Here is a 17478-nt window from a genome sequence, read left to right as displayed (position 1 = left end):
ATTGCTTTTTGCAACCTCAGCAGGGGACTTCCCTGATTTGGTTAAATTATTTTTACGGATGCTTTTTATCTTTATTCTATCTCTGTTTGTAAATAAAGTCCAGCAATTTCACTGCATTTTCCATATTCTCAGTTCCCTGCGCTATTGACAGTACAGGCGTCTGGATCTTTGTTTTAATATCACTGATCCTGCTTGCGGAAACGTCCACTCCATAAGGAAGTTCCTCACCTTTTGCGGTTGAATGATCCTCAAAAGAATCTGTGTCTTTATCTGTATCTTCATCTTTATATCCGGCTGCTTTCACATACAGATCTGCATATTTTGAAGAAACACCGGGAACAGTACTGATATCCTGAAAAAAGCCATAACCTGCCAATTCTTTGTACACAGCTTCATCCGCTATGACCACATCAATCTGCTTATTATAAAGATACACTTCCAGCTTCTCAAGGCCTCCATCATCCAAATAAAAGCTGTCATCGATTATTATTTTCCGATATTTTCCATCTGCGCCCAGATATTCTGTAAGCTCTTTTTTCAGTTTCTCAGTTCCTTCTGTCTGTAAGGCTTCATCAACCACAGCCACATAGAGTACTGTGTCTTCTTTTGACTTACTTATAAAATTCCATACAAACAGAACAACTGCCAGGATAATTCCTGTAAAAACCAGCAGCTTCACCAGATAGTAATCCAGAAAATACTGCATTCTCTGATGTCGATTCATTTCTGACCATTTTTCTTTTTCTGTCTTTTCTTCTCTTTTCTGATAAAGATAAGCATCGTCATCAAGTGCTGTTTTCTTCATTGCATCACCTTTCCGCCTGAAAGTTCAGAGATACTGCCGAGCATTTCCGGAAACCATTTACAGATTATTGCCATTCTCCCGGATCACATCTCTATACCAGTATGCAGAATCCTCTGCTGATTTCTGAAATCCACATACACAAGCCCGAAACGCTGAGCATATCCTTCTGACCATTCAAAATTATCCATCAATGACCACTGGAAATATCCTCGCAGATCAATCTCCGAAGCCGCTCTCTTCAGCTCATGAAGGTAACGTGCCAGAAAATCAATTCTGTTTGGATCGTGGACTTTTCCATCCAGCGAGATCACATCATTTTTACATCTTCCGGATATCTGTGATAATGATCACAGGCAGTTTCTCCTGTATGATCTTCAAACACGTGTCCCGGTTCTTTTGTATAAACATCCCAGATATGTTCTCCCTTTCCTTCGCCTTTTACAGCACCTTCTATCTGATAGGAACTGGTTGCAGTTCCCCATGCAAAATCTTCTCTGAATCCCATAATCGGTTTTCCTCGTCTGTTATTTGGTAATTATAAGTGTTCATTCCCTCACTGGATAGTGGACTGGTCAAGCATTACTAATGCTATAGCTGATATTTCACGCCACGATCAAAGACATCAGGTAAAATGGCGTTGCATCTTTATTGTTATCCGGCAGGATTTCAATTTCTACCCTATGAGTTTTGTTTTCTCCATGGTGAAGGACTGGTTCCAGATACAGGCAGTCACCCCAGTCTTCATCGAAATTTGCATCAAGAAGTACCTCATTGGCTCTGTCCCCGTCCAGCACAAGCTTTGCGCGCAGTGCAGGCTTATGAATGGTTTTTCTGTACTGTACCGCAATACAGGAGCCTTCTGTCTCAAAAGTAACCTTATCTCCCGGCTTCTTTCCAATCCATCCGTTTTTGAAGTGATCCAGATGTCCTGTTTTCTCTTCTGTATCTGCCCGGAATCCTGCGAGCTCCGGAGAAATTTCCCGGATTGTCAGTCGTCTGGCATTTTCATATGCATTTTCAGTCATTGGTTCCGGGAGCGTCAGATCATCTTCCGGTTCTGCCACATGACTTCGAACCTCTTCCAGGAATGCAATGATTTTCTCTGCCACCAGTTTATGGCCTTTATCATTTGGATGAAGACCGTCCGGTGTCAGCTCTTCTCTTGTATATTTTCCCTGCTGCATTTCCTGATACAGGGTATCTTTAATGCTGACATGAGGAACCTGATACCAGTTACCCACTGCATTGTGAAAATCCTGAGCCGTTTTTCCTGTGTCATAAAATACATTGTTCAGGATTACCACTGCAGGTTCTGATTTCCACTGAAGAAGTTTACGTATGACACCTTCATAGGTTTCCTGGAAAAATTTATCCGGTTCGTCATTCACACTGAAATCCACCACTACGAAATCCGGCTGATACATCAGCACATCCGTAACAGCTCTGGAAACTCCATAATGAGAAGTTGTTCCTCCGATCCCGCCATTTACATAGTGAAATTTCCCATTTGGAAAGGTTTCCTTCCACCAGGTAAACACTCTGTAGGCATATGTATTCTCATGCTCAGTGGCAAGGCTTCCCTGGGTAATGGAACCTCCCAGGAAACCAATGGTCAGTTCTTCGCCCCTCTGCGCTCTTGCCATACAGTTTTTCAGTCTTGAAAGATTTATCTTTTCCATCACTTCTCCCATCCCTTCACATTCAGTTTCTCTATATAATCAGCCAGCTCCTGAGACATTTCCTCTGCCTCCGGGATACGCAGATGGCCGGGAGTACCCTTTCCATTTCGTGTGAAAAGACACTGGGTAATGTCCGGATGATCCAGCTCTTTCACCACTTCCCCGATCGATCTGTCCCAGGACTCATCATGGCAGAGCAGGGTTGTACAGCAGACAATTTTGGCTTCCGGATACTGTTTCTTCAGCCCTTCTATAAATGCCTTATAATGCTCTCTCCATTGCTTTGATCTCTCACTGTTGTAGTCTTCTTTCATGTAGTCATCCGGATGATTATCATTCTGACCGATTGCCACAATTACCACCTGCGGTGTATATTTGGAGAAATCCCACTCTGTTGCATTCCCAAACAGTGGATTGTAATGTATTTTATTCCAGGCTGTCTCCATTCCGATTGCTTCCGGCTCGTAAAACCAGCCTGTATGATCCCTCAGAGCAATTCCCCCCTGAGCAATATCATGGATCTGCGCATTCAATCTTCTCGCAGTCATCCATGCATAGGAATACCAGCTGTTGGAATATTCGCCATTATGTTCCGGGTCTTCTTTTCCCGTGTAGTCCACAGCCTCAGATACCTCTCCTGCTGATACAGAATCTCCATACACTTCGATTCTTCTTTCCGGCAATGGATCTGAATCCATGATTTCTGCTCCCTCGCCAAGCTCAAATCCCAGGAAAGTAAGTTCATGGCAGGAATCCTGTCTCTTGAAAATCATCACTTCATGTTCCGTTTTCTCTGATCCCTTTACCGGAATATCCAGCAGTGCTTCTCCGTCTTTCGGAAGAAGAACAGAACTTTGCTCCCCATCCAGAAGCACTCCCAGATAATTGTTCCAATAAGCATTGCGGTTCTTCACATGAACTTTCAAAACGTTTCCTGTAAATTTCATTTTTACAAATGTACACGGAAATACAAAAATCGGTTCCAGCGGATTACTCCAGTCAATTCTTCCACTGTAAATCAATTTCTTATGATCTGCTGAAATTGTCATTCTTCCTGCCCTCTGTCTTCTATAATCTCATAATCTCCCATATTACTGACCAGCCGGTAAGGCAAAACAGGAGCTCACGCCATCACACATGGCACGACGCCCCTGTCTCATCCTGTTCTATAATTGTAGGTTGATTATCTCTTTCCGATCTCAGTATCTTCTTCTGTCACAACACTGTGTTCTTTAATATAGGAAACAATCTCATCAACCTTTGTAAATGCAAGACCTACATAAGTATCTGCACATCCATAATAGATAGCAATCTTTCCGCTTTCCGCATCATGGATCGTTGCGCATGGGAATGTAACATTTGGAACAAATCCACGTTCTTCATACCATTCTTCCGGTGTGAGGAGGAACGTATCGCAGCGGTATTTCACAACAGATGGATTGTCAATATCAAGGATTGCTCCACCAATGCTGTATACGTATCCATTGCAGGTTCCTGTTACACCGTGATAGAAAAGGAGCCATCCTTCAGAAGTTTCAATAGGAGCTGCACCGCCACCGATCTTTACGTTCTGCCACCATTCGCTTCCTTTTCCCATTACATGGCGGTGTTTACCCCAGTATTCCATATCCGGGCTTTCGGAGATAAAGATATCACCAAATGGAGTATGTCCACTGTCACTTGGGCGGGAAAGCATCATGAATTTATCATTGATCTTTCTCGGGAAAAGAACTGCATTTCTGTTAAATGGGAGGAACGGATTTTCAATTCTTGTAAAGGTTTTGAAATCCTGTGTTTTTGCAACACCGATCGCTGCGCCATAGAAATCCTGACACCATATGATATAATAAGTATCTTCTACCTTTACCAGTCTTGGATCATATGCATATCTCGGCATAAAATCATTTCCGTTTTCATCCTTGAAAGGAATTTTTTCTTTATCAAAATCCCAGTGGATGGCATCCTTGCTTCTTCCAAGATAGATATATGGAATACCGTTTGTCTGTTCTCCACGGAACACACCAATGAATTCTCCTTCATATGGCATAACTGCACTGTTAAAAATACGTGCAACACCTTCTGATGGATTACGTCCGATAATAGGATTTTCACTGTATCTCCATACCGGGATTTCTGATTTATCTTTTTGGTCAGCAGGTCTGTCCTGCCATGGCATATTAGGAACGTTTGATCCGATGATCTTTACTTCGCTCATTTAAATAATCCTCCTGTTAGTTATTGTTAGTATTCATAGTAATATCAGCCTTTTACAGCACCCTGTGTCAGTCCACTGTAAATCTGTTTCTGGCAGAGAATAAACACGATCAGAGCCGGAAGCATAGTGATAATGACGCCTGCGCAGATATAGTTGTACTGATTTCCCAGCGGTCCTGTAAATTTAAAAAGTGAAGTAGCTACTGTAACCAGATGGTTTTTGTCCTGCAGGTAAAGGTTCGCATTATAGTATTCGTTATATACGCCAACACCCTTCAGGATCATAACTGTTATGATCGCCGGTTTCAGCAGCGGGAATAAAATTCGGAAGAATACACCAAAGTAGGTACATCCATCCATGATTGCTGATTCATCCAGTGCAGTGGAGATATTTTCAAAGAACTGGATAAATATGTAAATAGATATAATATCTGTTCCGCACATCATTATGATGTATCCAGGAAGGAAGTTGATCCATCCAATGGTGTACATGATCTGATATACAGATACCTGCATGGCAATACCTGGAAGCAGGGATGCAAAAAGGAACAGATTTCTGATCAGTCCGTTTCCTTTGAATTTAAAACGGCTCAGTACATATGCGATCATAGAGCCTGTCAGGATAGAACCGGCCAGTACAAATACCAGGATGATAAAAGAGTTTCTGAAAGCAACACCCATGTTTGCCTGTTTCCATGCCTGGATAAAGTTTTCAACATATGTCCAGCTCTTGGGAAGTGTCATAACATTGGTGGAAGCATACTCTTCCGGACTTTTAAACGCTGTGATCACACACACAACCAGCGGAAGTATTGACACAAATGCACCCAGGATCAAAGTGAAATACTTTAACACAACCAGGATTCCTTTTTTTAATTTCGCTGCTGTCATCAGTGTGTGCCCCCTTTCGCTTCCATAGCCAGACGTTTCTCACGCTTTCTGACTGTTCTGATCGCTTCCTGATCACCAACTCCGAAGAAGTATCTTTCAACCCATTTCTGGATAGCTGTAGCAATCATGATCAGAACCAGTAATACAATCGCCATTGCAGATGCAAGACCAACCTTCTGATTTTCATGTGCCAGTTTATTCATGATTACAAAGTAACTTCCTGTTCCAAAGTTACCGCCTGTAATAACATAAGGTGGCTCGAATACACTCAGAGAACCAGTAATGGAAAGAATCATATTTAATACAACGATTGTTTTAATGCTTGGAAGGATTACATAACGGAATTTCGCCCATCCGTTTGCGCCGTCAATCGCAGCTGCTTCATAAAGAGAAGAATCCACAGACATGATCGCACCGATGAACAGTACCATCTGCTGTCCCATATATCTCCAGATAGAGGTGGCAGCTACTGAAATATTGTTAATACGTGTATCCTTCAGCCAGTAAGGAAGATTATCCAGCTGAAAGCCGCACCACTGAAGTACGGTATCAAGAACGAAGCCTCTGGTATAGAAGAATTTAAATACGAAGCCTACTGCAATACCACATACCAGATATGGGAAAAACATAAATCCTTTGAATAAACCGCTGCATTTTGTTTTGAAACTCAGAATAGTTGCAAAATAAAGAGCAAGTCCTAACTGGATAAAAGAGGCAAATATGTAGTAAAGGCTGATCTTCAAAGCCCGGAAACAATCATCTCTGGTAAACACATCTATATAATTTTTCCAGCCTACAAATTTACGTGCCCCGATATATTTCATATCATAAAAACTGAACTGTACCATTTTTCCAAATGGAATATAAGTAAATACAATAAGCAGGAGCAGTGGTACCAGCATAAATGTAAAAATACAGAGATTACGGTTTACTTTTCCCGATTGTATCCAGCGAACAAATCCATTCTTCTGTTTCATGAATTTCTCTCCTTTCTCCCAAAGAAATGACAGGGATCTTTCACCCTGCCATTTGTAATGTTTCCAAAACCTCCTGTAAAGGATCACAGGTCATTTATTAATCAACTGTAATTCCGTTATTTTCCTGTGCAGATGTCCACTTTTCATTCCATTCCTGTACCAGATCATCCATTGTCTTGTCTCCTGTAACTGCAGACTCTACAACTTCAGTAGGAACAGCACCAGATACATTAATACCAAGCTCAGAATCATTGTTGATATCATTCCATAAGTTCTCTTCCCCTTCCGGAGCAGGATTGTTAACAACAAGCTCTACACCTTCCATATCCTTTAAAGCTTCAGGATATTCACTGCCTGTTACAATAGAAAGACCACCCTCACTCTGAGAAAATCCGGATTCTTCTACCAGCCATTTTATGTAGCACATTGCTGCGATCTGCTGATCTTCAGAGCTGTTGCAGTTAATTCCGTAGCAGTAGTCAGGACCTGCTGCTGCATACTGTTTGCCATCTACTGTAATCGGGAATGTCATATATCCGATATCATCTGCATGATCGCCGGCCTGCTGCATCTGTGTTACAGACCAGGAGCCAAGTGCCATGCATCCGATCTGACCGTTATTAAGCATACCTTTGCTTCCTTCCCAGTCAGTTGTTGTCGGATCATCCTCTGTAAGACCTCTGCTTACAGCTTCATAAAGTGTATTGTAAACAGCATATGGGCCAGTTCCGTCTCCTCTGTCAGAGAATGGATCTTTTCCTTTACAGAGGACGTTGTTTACGAAATCCGGATCACCTGTTGCACCGCCGTCAATGTAGGCATCCCATGCTGTCATAGTCCAGCCTGCTGCAAAGTTTGTATACAGCGGGATCGCGTCTGTGTTATCTTTGATTTTCTGAAGATCATCAAGGAACTCATCCGGTGTTTTTGGAAGCTCTGTAATTCCTGCTTCTTTAAACACTGCCTTGTTGTAAACAATTCCCTGTACATTAGCCATGGACGGAACACCATAAACCTGGTCGCCAAATGCAAAATTGTTCAGCATATTACTTTCATAGATTTTTGAAAGGGAATCTTTGTCTCCTAAACTTACAAAATAATTTTCCAGTTCATCTTTATCTACCGTAGTAGGAACCATACAGATGTCTCCCCAATCTCCTGTTGAAAGACGCATGGCAACATCATTTGCATAATCTGTGATTCCTTCATATTCAATGTTTACATTCGGATACAGCTTCTGGAACTCTTCCACATATCCTTTGAATACAGTATCCACAATATCTGTCTTGTGTGTAAGGAACTTCAGGTCAGCTTTGATATCTGTGTAATCTTTTCCAAGTTCAATCTGGTCAATTGTTACCTTCTTATCCTCTTTTGCATAAACCGGAACAGATAAAACCATTGTTGCAGCTACTGTTGTTGCAACAGCTTTTCTTAACATTCTTGTTTTCATGTTTTCTCTCCTTTCAATTTTGAGCTTGCAGACTCCCGGGCATTCTGCAAAATTCCTTGTTAACTATGTCTTTATTTAAGTTGATTTAATCTTACCATAATTAGCTTAAATATCAAGTCAAAAAATACTTAAATAACCTTTTTTGTTAATACTATGAAATATTTAAGTTCTATTTTTGTATATTTATCACAATAAAAAAGCTCACAGGCAAACCACTTTTCTTGATTTTCCTGCAAGCTTCAATTATTAATATTTAATTTTTAACAACTTGTTTTTATGTTCTATATTTAATTTTATATTTAATTTTCAAATTTCCGTTAAATCTTTTTCCGTACACTTTCCTTCTCTACGATCTTTCCGGAAACAACGCTCAGGCCTCGTCCCGAAGCAGGGTTCTTAATCTGTTTCAATGCCTTTTCCAGTGCAACCTTCACCATTACCTGGGTATTTACCTCATAACTGGTAATTTTTTTATCCGGGAATCCAGGATACAGGTAATTATCGAAACCGACTACGGAAACATCCTCCGGTACACGATATCCCTGTTTCTCCAATTCCACGATCAACAACCCTGCTGCAAGGTCACAGTTACAGACAAAGGCTTCCGGCATATGCTCCGGCAGCTTAATGTCCATATAACCTTTTTCATCACGGTCTTCGATCAACCATTCCTCCGGAAGAACCCTTCCATGTTCTAACTGTGCTTTATAAAAACCGCAGTAACGATCCATGATACTGCTGGTCACATGAATAGAACCAACATAGGCCATCTTTGTAAATCCCTGTTCAAACAGATATCCTGTCATCAGGTACATTCCATAGAAGTTATCTGCAATAACTGCATCTTTAGCCAGCTCTTTGTCATAGAAATCCAGAAATATTACCGGCACATCAGTATGTTTCTTCATAAAATGAATATATTCCCTGCTGATTTCCCCCATTACGATCAGAGCATCTACGGTATGTTCTTCCTGAATTCTCGGAAGGATAAAATTCTCCTCCATATCCTGCTTCAGTATTTCCACTGCAGCCATGCAATTCTTATCAGCAGCAACCAAAACAAGCTCCTGATACATTTTCCAGTAAAAAGTAGTATATGCCGCCAAATATTTCTCTGAAATAATGACACCGATATTGCGCAGGCCACCTTTATTTCTTTCACGCTTGGCTGCTGCCGTCATCTGATGATAACCCAGCTCATCTGCCACCTTTTGGATTTTCTCCCGCATCTCATCACTGACGCCCTTATTGCCGGTCAAAGCGTTGTGGACTGTCACTGTACTGACCCCTACCTTTGCGGCAATATCAGCCATTCTTACTTTCCCCATCCCATTACATTTCCTTTCTTGTTTTTGTTTACTGTTTCTCATACTGTACGGTAAGTGAGATGTTCTGTAACGGGAAAACATTTGCACTCATAACTTTCTCGTCCCCAACATTAGCCAAACTTCAAACAGTATTTTTCAGCTCTTACTCGTTTACTTTCACAAAATGATACAGCTTACTCCTGAAATCTCCCCAGAATCCTTTTACAAGGAATCCACACTTCATCAGCATTTCACCTGTATATTTCTCATCTGTTCCTTCCAGTGCATAAACAGCTTCCGGATCAAATCCCTGAAGGAAGATTCTTCTGCTGTGAGCATTGGGTGTGCTCAGTACATGCACGTAAGTTACCAGAACTTCACTCTTATCTTTGGCAGCTACTGCCCAGCAGTCATACAGATGATTCTCTCTGTAGGAAGCAATCCTGTAGTAGTCACCCTCGCGTACCAGTTCATGATATTTATGGTACATCTTTGTCTGTTCCGGAATCATCTTTCTGTCTTCTTCCGGAATCTTAGTTACATCCAGCTCATATCCGAAAGTACCGGCCAGTGCTACATGCCCTCTTGTTTCAAACGGTGTCACACGGCCAACTGCATGATTCGGACAGTCACTCACATGAGCACCCATGGTAGATAACGGATAAATCAGGGAAGTTCCTTCCTGGATCATCAGACGCTCGATGGCATCTGTGTCATCGGAACACCAAATCTGTGGACTATAGTATAACATACCCGGGTCGAAACGTGCACCACCTCCGGAGCAGTTTTCCAGAAGGAGATCAGGAAATTCTGTAACCAGTCTCTCCTGCAGTGCATAAACCCCCAGAACATAACGATGGAAAAGTTCCTGCTGCTCTTCCGCTCCCAGATAAGTGCTTCCCAGATCACTTAACTGACGGTTCATATCCCATTTCACATAAACAATATTGGCACTTCTTAAGATAGAAGCCACGCTTTCATATACATAATCCAGCACTTCCGGTCTGGAAAGATCAAGCACGTACTGCTGCCTGCTCTGTGTTGCTTCTCTTCCAGGAATTTGGATTGCCCATTCCGGATGCGCCCTATAAAGATCAGAGTTAGGAGAAATCATCTCCGGCTCAAACCAGATACCAAACTCAAGGCCGATCTTGTTTACTTCATCTACCAGATATTTCAGTCCGCCTGTGATCTTGTCTGTGTTAACTTTCCAGTCGCCAAGAGAACAGTTATCACTGTTTCTAACGCCAAACCAGCCGTCATCCATAACCAGCATCTCAATGCCGCAGGACTTCGCTTCTCTTGCGATATCTAACAGTTTATCAGTGTTGAAATCAAAGTAGGTGGCTTCCCAGTTGTTGATCAGGATTGGTCTCTTCTTATGAAGATATTTGCTTCTGATCATGTGGTTTCTGTAGAAATCATGATAGCTTCTGGTCATTTCTCCCAGACCTTCATGGGAATAAGTCATAACAACTTCCGGCGCCTGGAACTCTTCTCCCGCTTTCAGGATCCAGCCGAATTCTTCTTTGCTGATACCCATAACTGTACGTACAGAATCAAACTGGTTTAACTCTGCCTGTCCGATAAAGTTTCCGGAATATACGAAATGCATTCCGTAAACTTTGCCCTGCTGCTGAGTGGTTCCCGGTGTTATCAGAGCTAAGAACGGATGCTCCTGATGACTGGATTCTCCCTTTGTGGAGGATACCATCTGTTTTCCATAACGGAGCGGTCCCTGCTGAATATGGCGTTCTCTCGCCCAGGAGCCATGAAGTGTCAGCATCTCAAAGTTCTCGTTATCCATATCCAGGCAGGCACTGTAGATTTTCTCAATTTTAAGCTTCTGATCGCCCTTATTAATTAATTTCACGCTTCTGGTGATCACATTCTCTTTTTCAAATACAGAATAGCTTAACACTACCTGCAGTCCCAGAATCTCATCTTCACAGAGGATATCCAGAGTCTGCACTTCTTCCTCTGTGCCGAAAGATGCAGGAAGTCCTTTGAGTGTTTTTTTGCCATTGTAGATTTCGTGGGAAACATAGTGGATCTCGCATCCCATCTGGCCTGCTTCATTGCGCACATTCAGGCAGCTTTCACGGTAATCTCCGATTCCGCCTGTGGGATATTCCATGGGAAAGCTGTCCAGAAAGGCAGATTTCTCTCTCTTGTTTACAGATGGTGTGTACGGCGGCTCTTCCATACGCAGCATGTAATTCTCTGTTGCTTTATATAAACGGTCTCCGTAATAAATATGTCCCAGATATCCCTCCGGAGTTAATCCCATTAAGTAAGTACTTGTTTCCGTATCCAGACGGAAGATTTTCTTGTCTTCATTAAAATGAACAGCCATTTCTGCTCCTTTCTGTCATACACCTGCTGTATATATCATTTCTACGGTACTTCAAGATACAGGTTCTTGTCTTTGGTTTTAGTATACTTAATAATTAATCTACCGTCAACTTAACTTTTTAAGTTCCACAAATCTACCAAAAAAGGAGCGGAAAAACTGACAAATAGAACAAAGAAAAAACTTCTTTTCGAAAATCATGATAGATTTCTAAAAAGAAGTTTTTTCTTTTGAGGACAATCCAATACGTTAAGTAAGCTCCCACTCCTTTTTACATTCCTCCAGAGAATATTTTTCCTCTTTCTCCGGATTTGTATCATTCAGATATTCTTCATAAAGCCTCTGACAGTATTCATCCTCTAAATACCCTTTCAATTCTTCCTGTGTGAACAATTCAAATAGATTATCCAGCCATTGTTCCGCATTCAGCACATAGGCTATCTTAATCTTTTCTTTCATCGTACAGCTTAACCATTCATAATTCCGAAATCTCTTCAGTCTTTCCAGAATAATCATTGCTCCCGGCCAGTTTAAGTCTCGAATCCAGTCCAGTAATTCGGGCAAATATGGTTCTAATAAAGCGTCTTTCTTTCCGCTCAAAATAAGCGCACAATTTTCCCATATGTTTTTATTGTACCGCTCACCCATCGGCTGCATAAAAATGCTTAAACAATTAATATGTTCCGCTAACCGACGCCCCTCTGCCTGAATTTCTGCGGAATTATTCCAGTTCAGCATATCCAGAATATGATTTATATCCACATCTTTAAGAAATTCCTTTTCTCCCATACATCCGGAAATCGGACGCCATCGAAGTTTAGATGCACATACCAAAGTTCCTGTATCTCCATCTTCCAGATCTGTCTTATCTTCGCAGTCACTCCAGATCACACGATCCTCTTTCAGAATTATATTGGAGCCAAGGATTTCGCATGTATAATGCTCATCTGCCGGAAATAATTTTAAGTATTTTAATCCCTGAAATTCCATTTCAATCATTGAATCTTCTTCATACTGCCGTTGTATAATTACTCTCAGGATCCTGCGATCGTTTACAGGATACATATCCATATTTTCATTAACATATGCACCGCTCAGATAATGCATCTCTTTGATGCAACTATCATGAAAAAATGACACTCTTTCCATAAATTCCTTCAGTGAATCCTCATCTCTAATTTCATTCCACTTCTGCATATTGTCACCCACTTTCATTACTGTATGTTTCTTTTTCTTCTCTCCGAACTTATCTGCTTTACCTTCATTTCACTTTTCCTTTCCCGGAATCATTGCAATTTTTTCCCACTGATAAGTTCCATTGTCAACTGTCATTACTGCCATGGTGATTTCCTGGTCGAAACGTCTGGGACCGCAGCTTCCCGGGTTAAGCCATAGACGGTTGTCTATCATTTTTTCGAAATATTTATGGGTGTGTCCGAAGATTACCACCTGTGTATCTTTTAAATCCCAGTCTACGTCCTTTTTATTGTGGGTCATGAAAAATTTCACGCCTTCTATGGTGAAATGTAAAGTTTTCGCAATTCCCTCTGCCCAGTCTTTGTCATTATTTCCGCGGACTACATAGATGGAACCCATCATGCGCAACGTATCAAGAATTTCCGGTTTGTTTACATCACCTGCGTGGATAATGCAGTCGCAGTCTTTTAAAATTTCAAGTATTTCCGGTCTGAGCAGGCCGTGAGTGTCTGAGATAATTCCTATTTTCTTCATATGTCATTTCCTCGCTGATCATTCTCTATGAACAGATTACTAACCCCAAAATAACTCACATTTAATTCCTTCAAAACATTCCACAAATTTTATATACGATTACATGCAATTCATTTTTCAGGGTTCATTAATTTTCATCAAACAGTTGTATTTTTCCATATTCACCATCATAACCTGGAATTCTCTTCACATTTCCAGTTCTTACATTCTCAATTCCTTCTGCGATCCGTTCTCCTGCGCAGGATTTGATATCTTCTGCCGGTACGTTTCGCAGAATGTCGAATTCTGTTCCCAGTGTCTGCATCATCTGTTCAAAACACCCCTGCACTTTCTTGCTTGCAGTAGAATATCCCATACACGCAGCGACTACTTCCGGCAGAGGTACAAGACTTTCATATTTCTTGCCATCCTTTTTTACAAAACCTTCTTCTCTATCTGCAAGCTGCTCTACTCTGTGGTCTACACCCATAGTAAGCTTTTTTCCACAGACAGGGCAAATTCCGCCAAGGCGTTCTGCTTCCACCGGGCTTAACGATACACCGCATTTTCTGTGTCCATCGAAGTGGTATTTCCCTTCTTCAGGAAAAAATTCTACTGTGCCTTCCAGCCCTTTGCCAGTCTGGATTGCCTGATAAAGTCCCTCATAAGAACACTCAATATCTAAAAGATTCGCTTCACGTCCCAGTTTAGATGGAGAATGCGCATCTGAATTAGATACAAGCTGATAGCGGTCCAGTTTGGAAATTCTCCAGTTCATAGCAGGATCAGAAGAAAGTCCTGTTTCCAGTGCATGTACATATGGTGTCAGTTCTTCAAAGCATTCCTCTACAGAATCAAATCCTGATTTCGCTCCAAGTACGGAGAAATGAGGTGTCCAGATATGTGCCGGGATCAGGATTCCGTCCGGGCAGACATCCAGCATCATTTCCAGAAGATCATGACTGTCCAGACCCAGGATCGGACGTCCGTCTGAATGAATATTTCCGATTTTCTCCAGGCGCTGTGCCATGGTATCTGCAGCCTCCAGGCTCGGAAGCAGGATTACGTTGTGTACTTTTCTGGTCTTTCCATTCTTCTTGTAGATAGAACTGATCTCCCCGGATACCACAAAATGTGTTCCTTTTCCCGGAAACTTCCGGCTTTCTTCTTTTACATATTCATCTCTGAGACGATACAGACCGTTTCCCTCTGTAACAAGTCTCTCCTTCAGTTCTTCTCTCCATACCGGATGCGTGAAATCCCCTGTTCCGATCAGAGAAATCCCTTTCTTTCTCGCCCAGAAATCCAGATTCTCAGGCGTACCCTCTCTGCTTGTCGCCATGGAAAATCTGGAATGAATGTGCAGATCCCCTATCATTTTCATTATTAATTACAACCTCCATCCATTCTCTTTCAGCCACAATTTGTGCGTCTCATAATCCGGCATTACTTTTCCTACTTCATCCCAGAATGCCTTCGAATGGTTCATTTCTTTCAGATGGCAAAGTTCATGTACTACTACATAATCCAGCACTTCCGGCGGTGCAAGTATCAGTTTCCAGTTAAAGTTCAGATTCTTCTCACTGCTGCAGCTTCCCCATCTTGTTTTCTGTTCTCTGATGGTGATATTGCGGTAAGAAACACCCATGAGTCTGGCAAAATACGAGACTCTTTTGGTAATCGTTTCTTTTGCTTTTCGTATATAGACATTCCGTTTTGCCTCGCTCAGATCTGCACTCAATGGCTTCTCTTCCCGGTATTCTTTTGTCCGTTCCAGACATCCCAGAACCCAGTCCTGCTTCTGGCTTACAAATCTTTTAATCCGTGGCAGACCTGTACGAAGAGGTGCACGGACAATCACATTTCCGTCCCTGCGTACCTCCAGAGTCATGGTTTTTCTGGCACTTCTTATAACCTGATATTCGAATTCTCCGCAGGTGAATTTCTCCTGATTATTTTTTGTTTCGAATTCTCTCATCCATATATTTCTCCAGCTCAGTCTCCAGAATATCCATCTTTTCCTGTGTTTCCGGCAATGCATAGGGAACTCTGTCCTTAATCCGTTTCACATAATCATGTTCACCCATAATCTCATAGGTTTCCGGGAAATTGATGTCATAATACTGTGCAATATAGGAAATCCAGTAGTCCACTTTTGAAACCCGGTCTGAAGATAATACAGATTCCTTTGCCATACAGGATTCCCATACCTTTGGTGCGATCACTCCTTCACCTGCTCCCTTCTCATCCACTCCCAGAAGTGTTTCCATGGACTCTTCCAGCTTTACCCTGCAATTATCCAGCTTGTCTGCATCCCGGATTAACTTTGCATGAAGCAGAGTTCTCTCATCCGTAATTCCTTCCAGTTTAAAATCACTGTGCTTCTCAATCGCAGTGCAGATCAGACTGTCAAACCTGTCATCCTTCACAAATCTGCGAATCATTTTCTCCGGTCCGAACAGAAGCTGTGCACCATATACTGCATGCTCCATAGTTCCCGGTTCAAAGCTGTCAAATCTCCTGATCTGTTCAAATCTGCCAATATCATGGAGCAATCCTATTACTTTCGCCAGCTGTACATCTTCCTCATCAAGTCCCATGCGGCGGGCAATGTCCTCTGCTGCATCAACTACTCCATAAGTATGTACAATTTTTAGATGAATCTTATCATCCGTTCTGTCATATTCATCCAGATATGCTTCAAAAGCAGCTTTCGCTGCATCAAAGTCTCTTGTTAAGTCCAATAATTTATCCATTGTTTAATCCCTTCTTTATTCCTGTTCAGATTACTACTCAAAAACAAATACAATATACTTTACACAAATTATAAAGGCTTTATCCAAAGAATTACATTTTCTCAACCATTATTTTCTGCTTCCATACACCTTTTCTCACAATCATAAGATATACCTGAAACGATATGGAATCACAGTCATAAATGAAAGGTTCTTCTCTGTATATAATAGCCTGCACATTCTTTTGATGCAGTTCACTTCTTTTTCTTTCCGCCTCTGCCAGCAATTTACAGAGATACTGATTCTTTTCTTTCCCAAAATCTCTGTCCGGGTAGACCGAAGCTGCTTCCCTGATTTTTTCTCTCAACAGAGTAACCACCGGTAAATGACTGCTCCTGCAAAGCATTTCGGCTATCTTTCTGGCATTTGATATATCCGGATTTTCTCCATAACGCCTGAGCATTTTTCCCAGTTTTTCATCTCCAGCTTCTTCTGCCAGTTCCTGCATAACTGCCAGTGCTTCCGCTGTTACCTCCCATGGGTTGTCCACCGGAACAATATACTTCTCCGATACTGCAGGATAAAAAAGATAATTTAACGGCGGGAAATCCCGCAGCATCGCCAGCTTTCGTTCCTGCTCAGTGCAATATTCTTCTCCCAGATACTCATATTTATCACGCAATATAGCAATCTGGTACTCCATTACCCTGAGATTTTCATAGCCCTTCACCCAGAAATGTCCCAGCTCTCCATAGTTGAACAAATGTGTTTCCAGCAAAATATCTTCAAAGAATACAGTAAACACGTTCCGCCCCTGATGAACCACCAGAATATACTCTGCCTCACATAAATCCCTGTCCGCTTTCTCTAGAGAACCTTCAAATTCCCCTTCATAATCCCTTACATAATTTCCTGTCATTCTGGCATTTTTCAAAACCAGAAAGCTCTCCACCGCATCATTCATCAGATAAATCAGACGTAACTCTCCATTCTCCGTCTGTCCGGTAAAGCCGTCCGAAATATCCACAAACTCACACAGTTCCTGCTCCAGAAGCAGATTTAATTTTTCAAAATTATCTTCCATTATATCTTCCATCCTTAACTCCTGCTGTTTCTGTACAATGTCTTTCGCCGATTCTGTTTAACACACTTGATAAGAAAATCCATTGCATCGTTTCATGGAATTACCGCAATGCAGAAGCAGGATACATTTGTACAATTTTACAGATATATTTTTATGATAGCACTAATCATATTTTCTGCCAAATAAAAAAATTTTCTATTCAATAAAGAAACTGATTTTACGCCCCGTTAAAGAAAATACCAGTGGTGAATTTGCCGAACAGATTCTTGC

The 17478-nt window shown here is 41.6% G+C and carries 16 protein-coding genes and 1 pseudogene; all 17 read right to left on the bottom strand.

Annotated features, from left to right (window positions below; all coding sequences use genetic code 11):
- Positions 1 to 76: 76 nt before the first annotated feature.
- A complete protein-coding gene (locus R8695_RS01185; RefSeq protein WP_118509680.1) occupies positions 77 to 805 on the bottom strand; it encodes a hypothetical protein in 729 nt (242 codons plus the stop codon).
- An 83-nt stretch (positions 806 to 888) separates the two neighbouring features.
- Positions 889 to 1116 (bottom strand): family 1 glycosylhydrolase, encoded by a 228-nt coding sequence (locus tag R8695_RS01180; protein ID WP_308418850.1) that lies wholly within the window; start codon positions 1114 to 1116, stop codon positions 889 to 891.
- Positions 1113 to 1310: a family 1 glycosylhydrolase gene (locus R8695_RS01175; protein WP_154780580.1), complete on the bottom strand. Its 198-nt coding sequence runs from the start codon at positions 1308 to 1310 to the stop codon at positions 1113 to 1115. Before R8695_RS01175 ends, R8695_RS01180 begins: the two co-directional genes overlap by 4 nt.
- A 97-nt stretch (positions 1311 to 1407) precedes the next feature.
- Complete coding sequence (locus R8695_RS01170; RefSeq protein WP_154780581.1) at positions 1408 to 2484, bottom strand: SGNH/GDSL hydrolase family protein; 1077 nt, start codon at positions 2482 to 2484, stop codon at positions 1408 to 1410.
- Positions 2484 to 3533, bottom strand: a complete 1050-nt coding sequence (locus tag R8695_RS01165; RefSeq protein WP_154780582.1) for an SGNH/GDSL hydrolase family protein — start codon at positions 3531 to 3533, stop codon at positions 2484 to 2486. Before R8695_RS01165 ends, R8695_RS01170 begins: the two co-directional genes overlap by 1 nt.
- Before the next feature lie 134 nt (positions 3534 to 3667).
- On the bottom strand, positions 3668 to 4699 hold the full coding sequence (locus tag R8695_RS01160; protein ID WP_154780583.1) for a glycoside hydrolase family 130 protein: 1032 nt from the start codon (positions 4697 to 4699) through the stop codon (positions 3668 to 3670).
- A gap of 44 nt (positions 4700 to 4743) precedes the next feature.
- A complete protein-coding gene (locus tag R8695_RS01155; protein WP_118509675.1) occupies positions 4744 to 5589 on the bottom strand; it encodes a carbohydrate ABC transporter permease in 846 nt (281 codons plus the stop codon).
- Positions 5589 to 6566, bottom strand: coding sequence for a carbohydrate ABC transporter permease (locus R8695_RS01150; RefSeq protein WP_118509674.1), 978 nt, complete (start codon positions 6564 to 6566; stop codon positions 5589 to 5591). The genes R8695_RS01155 and R8695_RS01150 overlap by 1 nt, the downstream gene beginning before the upstream one ends.
- Before the next feature lie 97 nt (positions 6567 to 6663).
- Positions 6664 to 8019 carry an ABC transporter substrate-binding protein gene (locus R8695_RS01145; protein WP_154780584.1) on the bottom strand — a complete coding sequence of 452 codons (1356 nt, stop codon included), beginning with the start codon at positions 8017 to 8019 and terminating at the stop codon, positions 6664 to 6666.
- A gap of 317 nt (positions 8020 to 8336) precedes the next feature.
- Positions 8337 to 9347: a LacI family DNA-binding transcriptional regulator gene (locus tag R8695_RS01140; protein ID WP_167515479.1), complete on the bottom strand. Its 1011-nt coding sequence runs from the start codon at positions 9345 to 9347 to the stop codon at positions 8337 to 8339.
- A 142-nt stretch (positions 9348 to 9489) separates the two neighbouring features.
- The gene (locus R8695_RS01135) at positions 9490 to 11682 is read right to left on the bottom strand and encodes an alpha-galactosidase (RefSeq protein ID WP_154780586.1); all 2193 of its coding nucleotides are present in this window, start codon (positions 11680 to 11682) and stop codon (positions 9490 to 9492) included.
- A 246-nt stretch (positions 11683 to 11928) separates the two neighbouring features.
- Entirely contained in the window at positions 11929 to 12876 is a 948-nt protein-coding gene (locus R8695_RS01130) for a DUF5071 domain-containing protein (RefSeq protein ID WP_167515480.1), read from the bottom strand.
- Between the two features lie 69 nt (positions 12877 to 12945).
- A complete protein-coding gene (locus R8695_RS01125; RefSeq protein ID WP_118509669.1) occupies positions 12946 to 13410 on the bottom strand; it encodes a metallophosphoesterase family protein in 465 nt (154 codons plus the stop codon).
- A gap of 136 nt (positions 13411 to 13546) precedes the next feature.
- Positions 13547 to 14773: pseudogene (locus tag R8695_RS01120) on the bottom strand (endonuclease Q family protein); the annotation flags it as partial.
- 6 nt (positions 14774 to 14779) lie between these two features.
- Positions 14780 to 15367, bottom strand: a complete 588-nt coding sequence (locus R8695_RS01115; protein ID WP_118509667.1) for a M48 family metallopeptidase — start codon at positions 15365 to 15367, stop codon at positions 14780 to 14782.
- Complete coding sequence (locus tag R8695_RS01110) at positions 15342 to 16145, bottom strand: HD domain-containing protein (RefSeq protein WP_154780587.1); 804 nt, start codon at positions 16143 to 16145, stop codon at positions 15342 to 15344. The genes R8695_RS01115 and R8695_RS01110 overlap by 26 nt, the downstream gene beginning before the upstream one ends.
- Before the next feature lie 91 nt (positions 16146 to 16236).
- Positions 16237 to 17220 (bottom strand): DUF3878 family protein, encoded by a 984-nt coding sequence (locus R8695_RS01105; RefSeq protein ID WP_154780588.1) that lies wholly within the window; start codon positions 17218 to 17220, stop codon positions 16237 to 16239.
- Positions 17221 to 17478: the final 258 nt, after the last annotated feature.

The organism is Blautia luti, from assembly GCF_033096465.1.
Taxonomy (GTDB): domain Bacteria; phylum Bacillota; class Clostridia; order Lachnospirales; family Lachnospiraceae; genus Blautia_A; species Blautia_A luti.
Note: the sequence above shows the minus strand (reverse complement) of the source record. Positions and strands in the feature narration are given on the sequence as shown.

What these genes read in the sequence shown, in the direction of transcription:
- R8695_RS01185 (WP_118509680.1), bottom strand. Translation starts at nt 805, where the DNA reads ATGAAGAAAACAGCACTTGATGACGATGCTTATCTTTATCAGAAAAGA.
- R8695_RS01175 (WP_154780580.1), bottom strand. Translation starts at nt 1,310, where the DNA reads ATGGGATTCAGAGAAGATTTTGCATGGGGAACTGCAACCAGTTCCTAT.
- R8695_RS01170 (WP_154780581.1), bottom strand. Translation starts at nt 2,484, where the DNA reads ATGGAAAAGATAAATCTTTCAAGACTGAAAAACTGTATGGCAAGAGCG.
- R8695_RS01165 (WP_154780582.1), bottom strand. Translation starts at nt 3,533, where the DNA reads ATGACAATTTCAGCAGATCATAAGAAATTGATTTACAGTGGAAGAATT.
- R8695_RS01160 (WP_154780583.1), bottom strand. Translation starts at nt 4,699, where the DNA reads ATGAGCGAAGTAAAGATCATCGGATCAAACGTTCCTAATATGCCATGG.
- R8695_RS01155 (WP_118509675.1), bottom strand. Translation starts at nt 5,589, where the DNA reads ATGACAGCAGCGAAATTAAAAAAAGGAATCCTGGTTGTGTTAAAGTAT.
- R8695_RS01150 (WP_118509674.1), bottom strand. Translation starts at nt 6,566, where the DNA reads ATGAAACAGAAGAATGGATTTGTTCGCTGGATACAATCGGGAAAAGTA.
- R8695_RS01145 (WP_154780584.1), bottom strand. Translation starts at nt 8,019, where the DNA reads ATGAAAACAAGAATGTTAAGAAAAGCTGTTGCAACAACAGTAGCTGCA.
- R8695_RS01140 (WP_167515479.1), bottom strand. Translation starts at nt 9,347, where the DNA reads ATGGGGAAAGTAAGAATGGCTGATATTGCCGCAAAGGTAGGGGTCAGT.
- R8695_RS01135 (WP_154780586.1), bottom strand. Translation starts at nt 11,682, where the DNA reads ATGGCTGTTCATTTTAATGAAGACAAGAAAATCTTCCGTCTGGATACG.
- R8695_RS01130 (WP_167515480.1), bottom strand. Translation starts at nt 12,876, where the DNA reads ATGCAGAAGTGGAATGAAATTAGAGATGAGGATTCACTGAAGGAATTT.
- R8695_RS01125 (WP_118509669.1), bottom strand. Translation starts at nt 13,410, where the DNA reads ATGAAGAAAATAGGAATTATCTCAGACACTCACGGCCTGCTCAGACCG.
- R8695_RS01115 (WP_118509667.1), bottom strand. Translation starts at nt 15,367, where the DNA reads ATGAGAGAATTCGAAACAAAAAATAATCAGGAGAAATTCACCTGCGGA.
- R8695_RS01110 (WP_154780587.1), bottom strand. Translation starts at nt 16,145, where the DNA reads ATGGATAAATTATTGGACTTAACAAGAGACTTTGATGCAGCGAAAGCT.
- R8695_RS01105 (WP_154780588.1), bottom strand. Translation starts at nt 17,220, where the DNA reads ATGGAAGATATAATGGAAGATAATTTTGAAAAATTAAATCTGCTTCTG.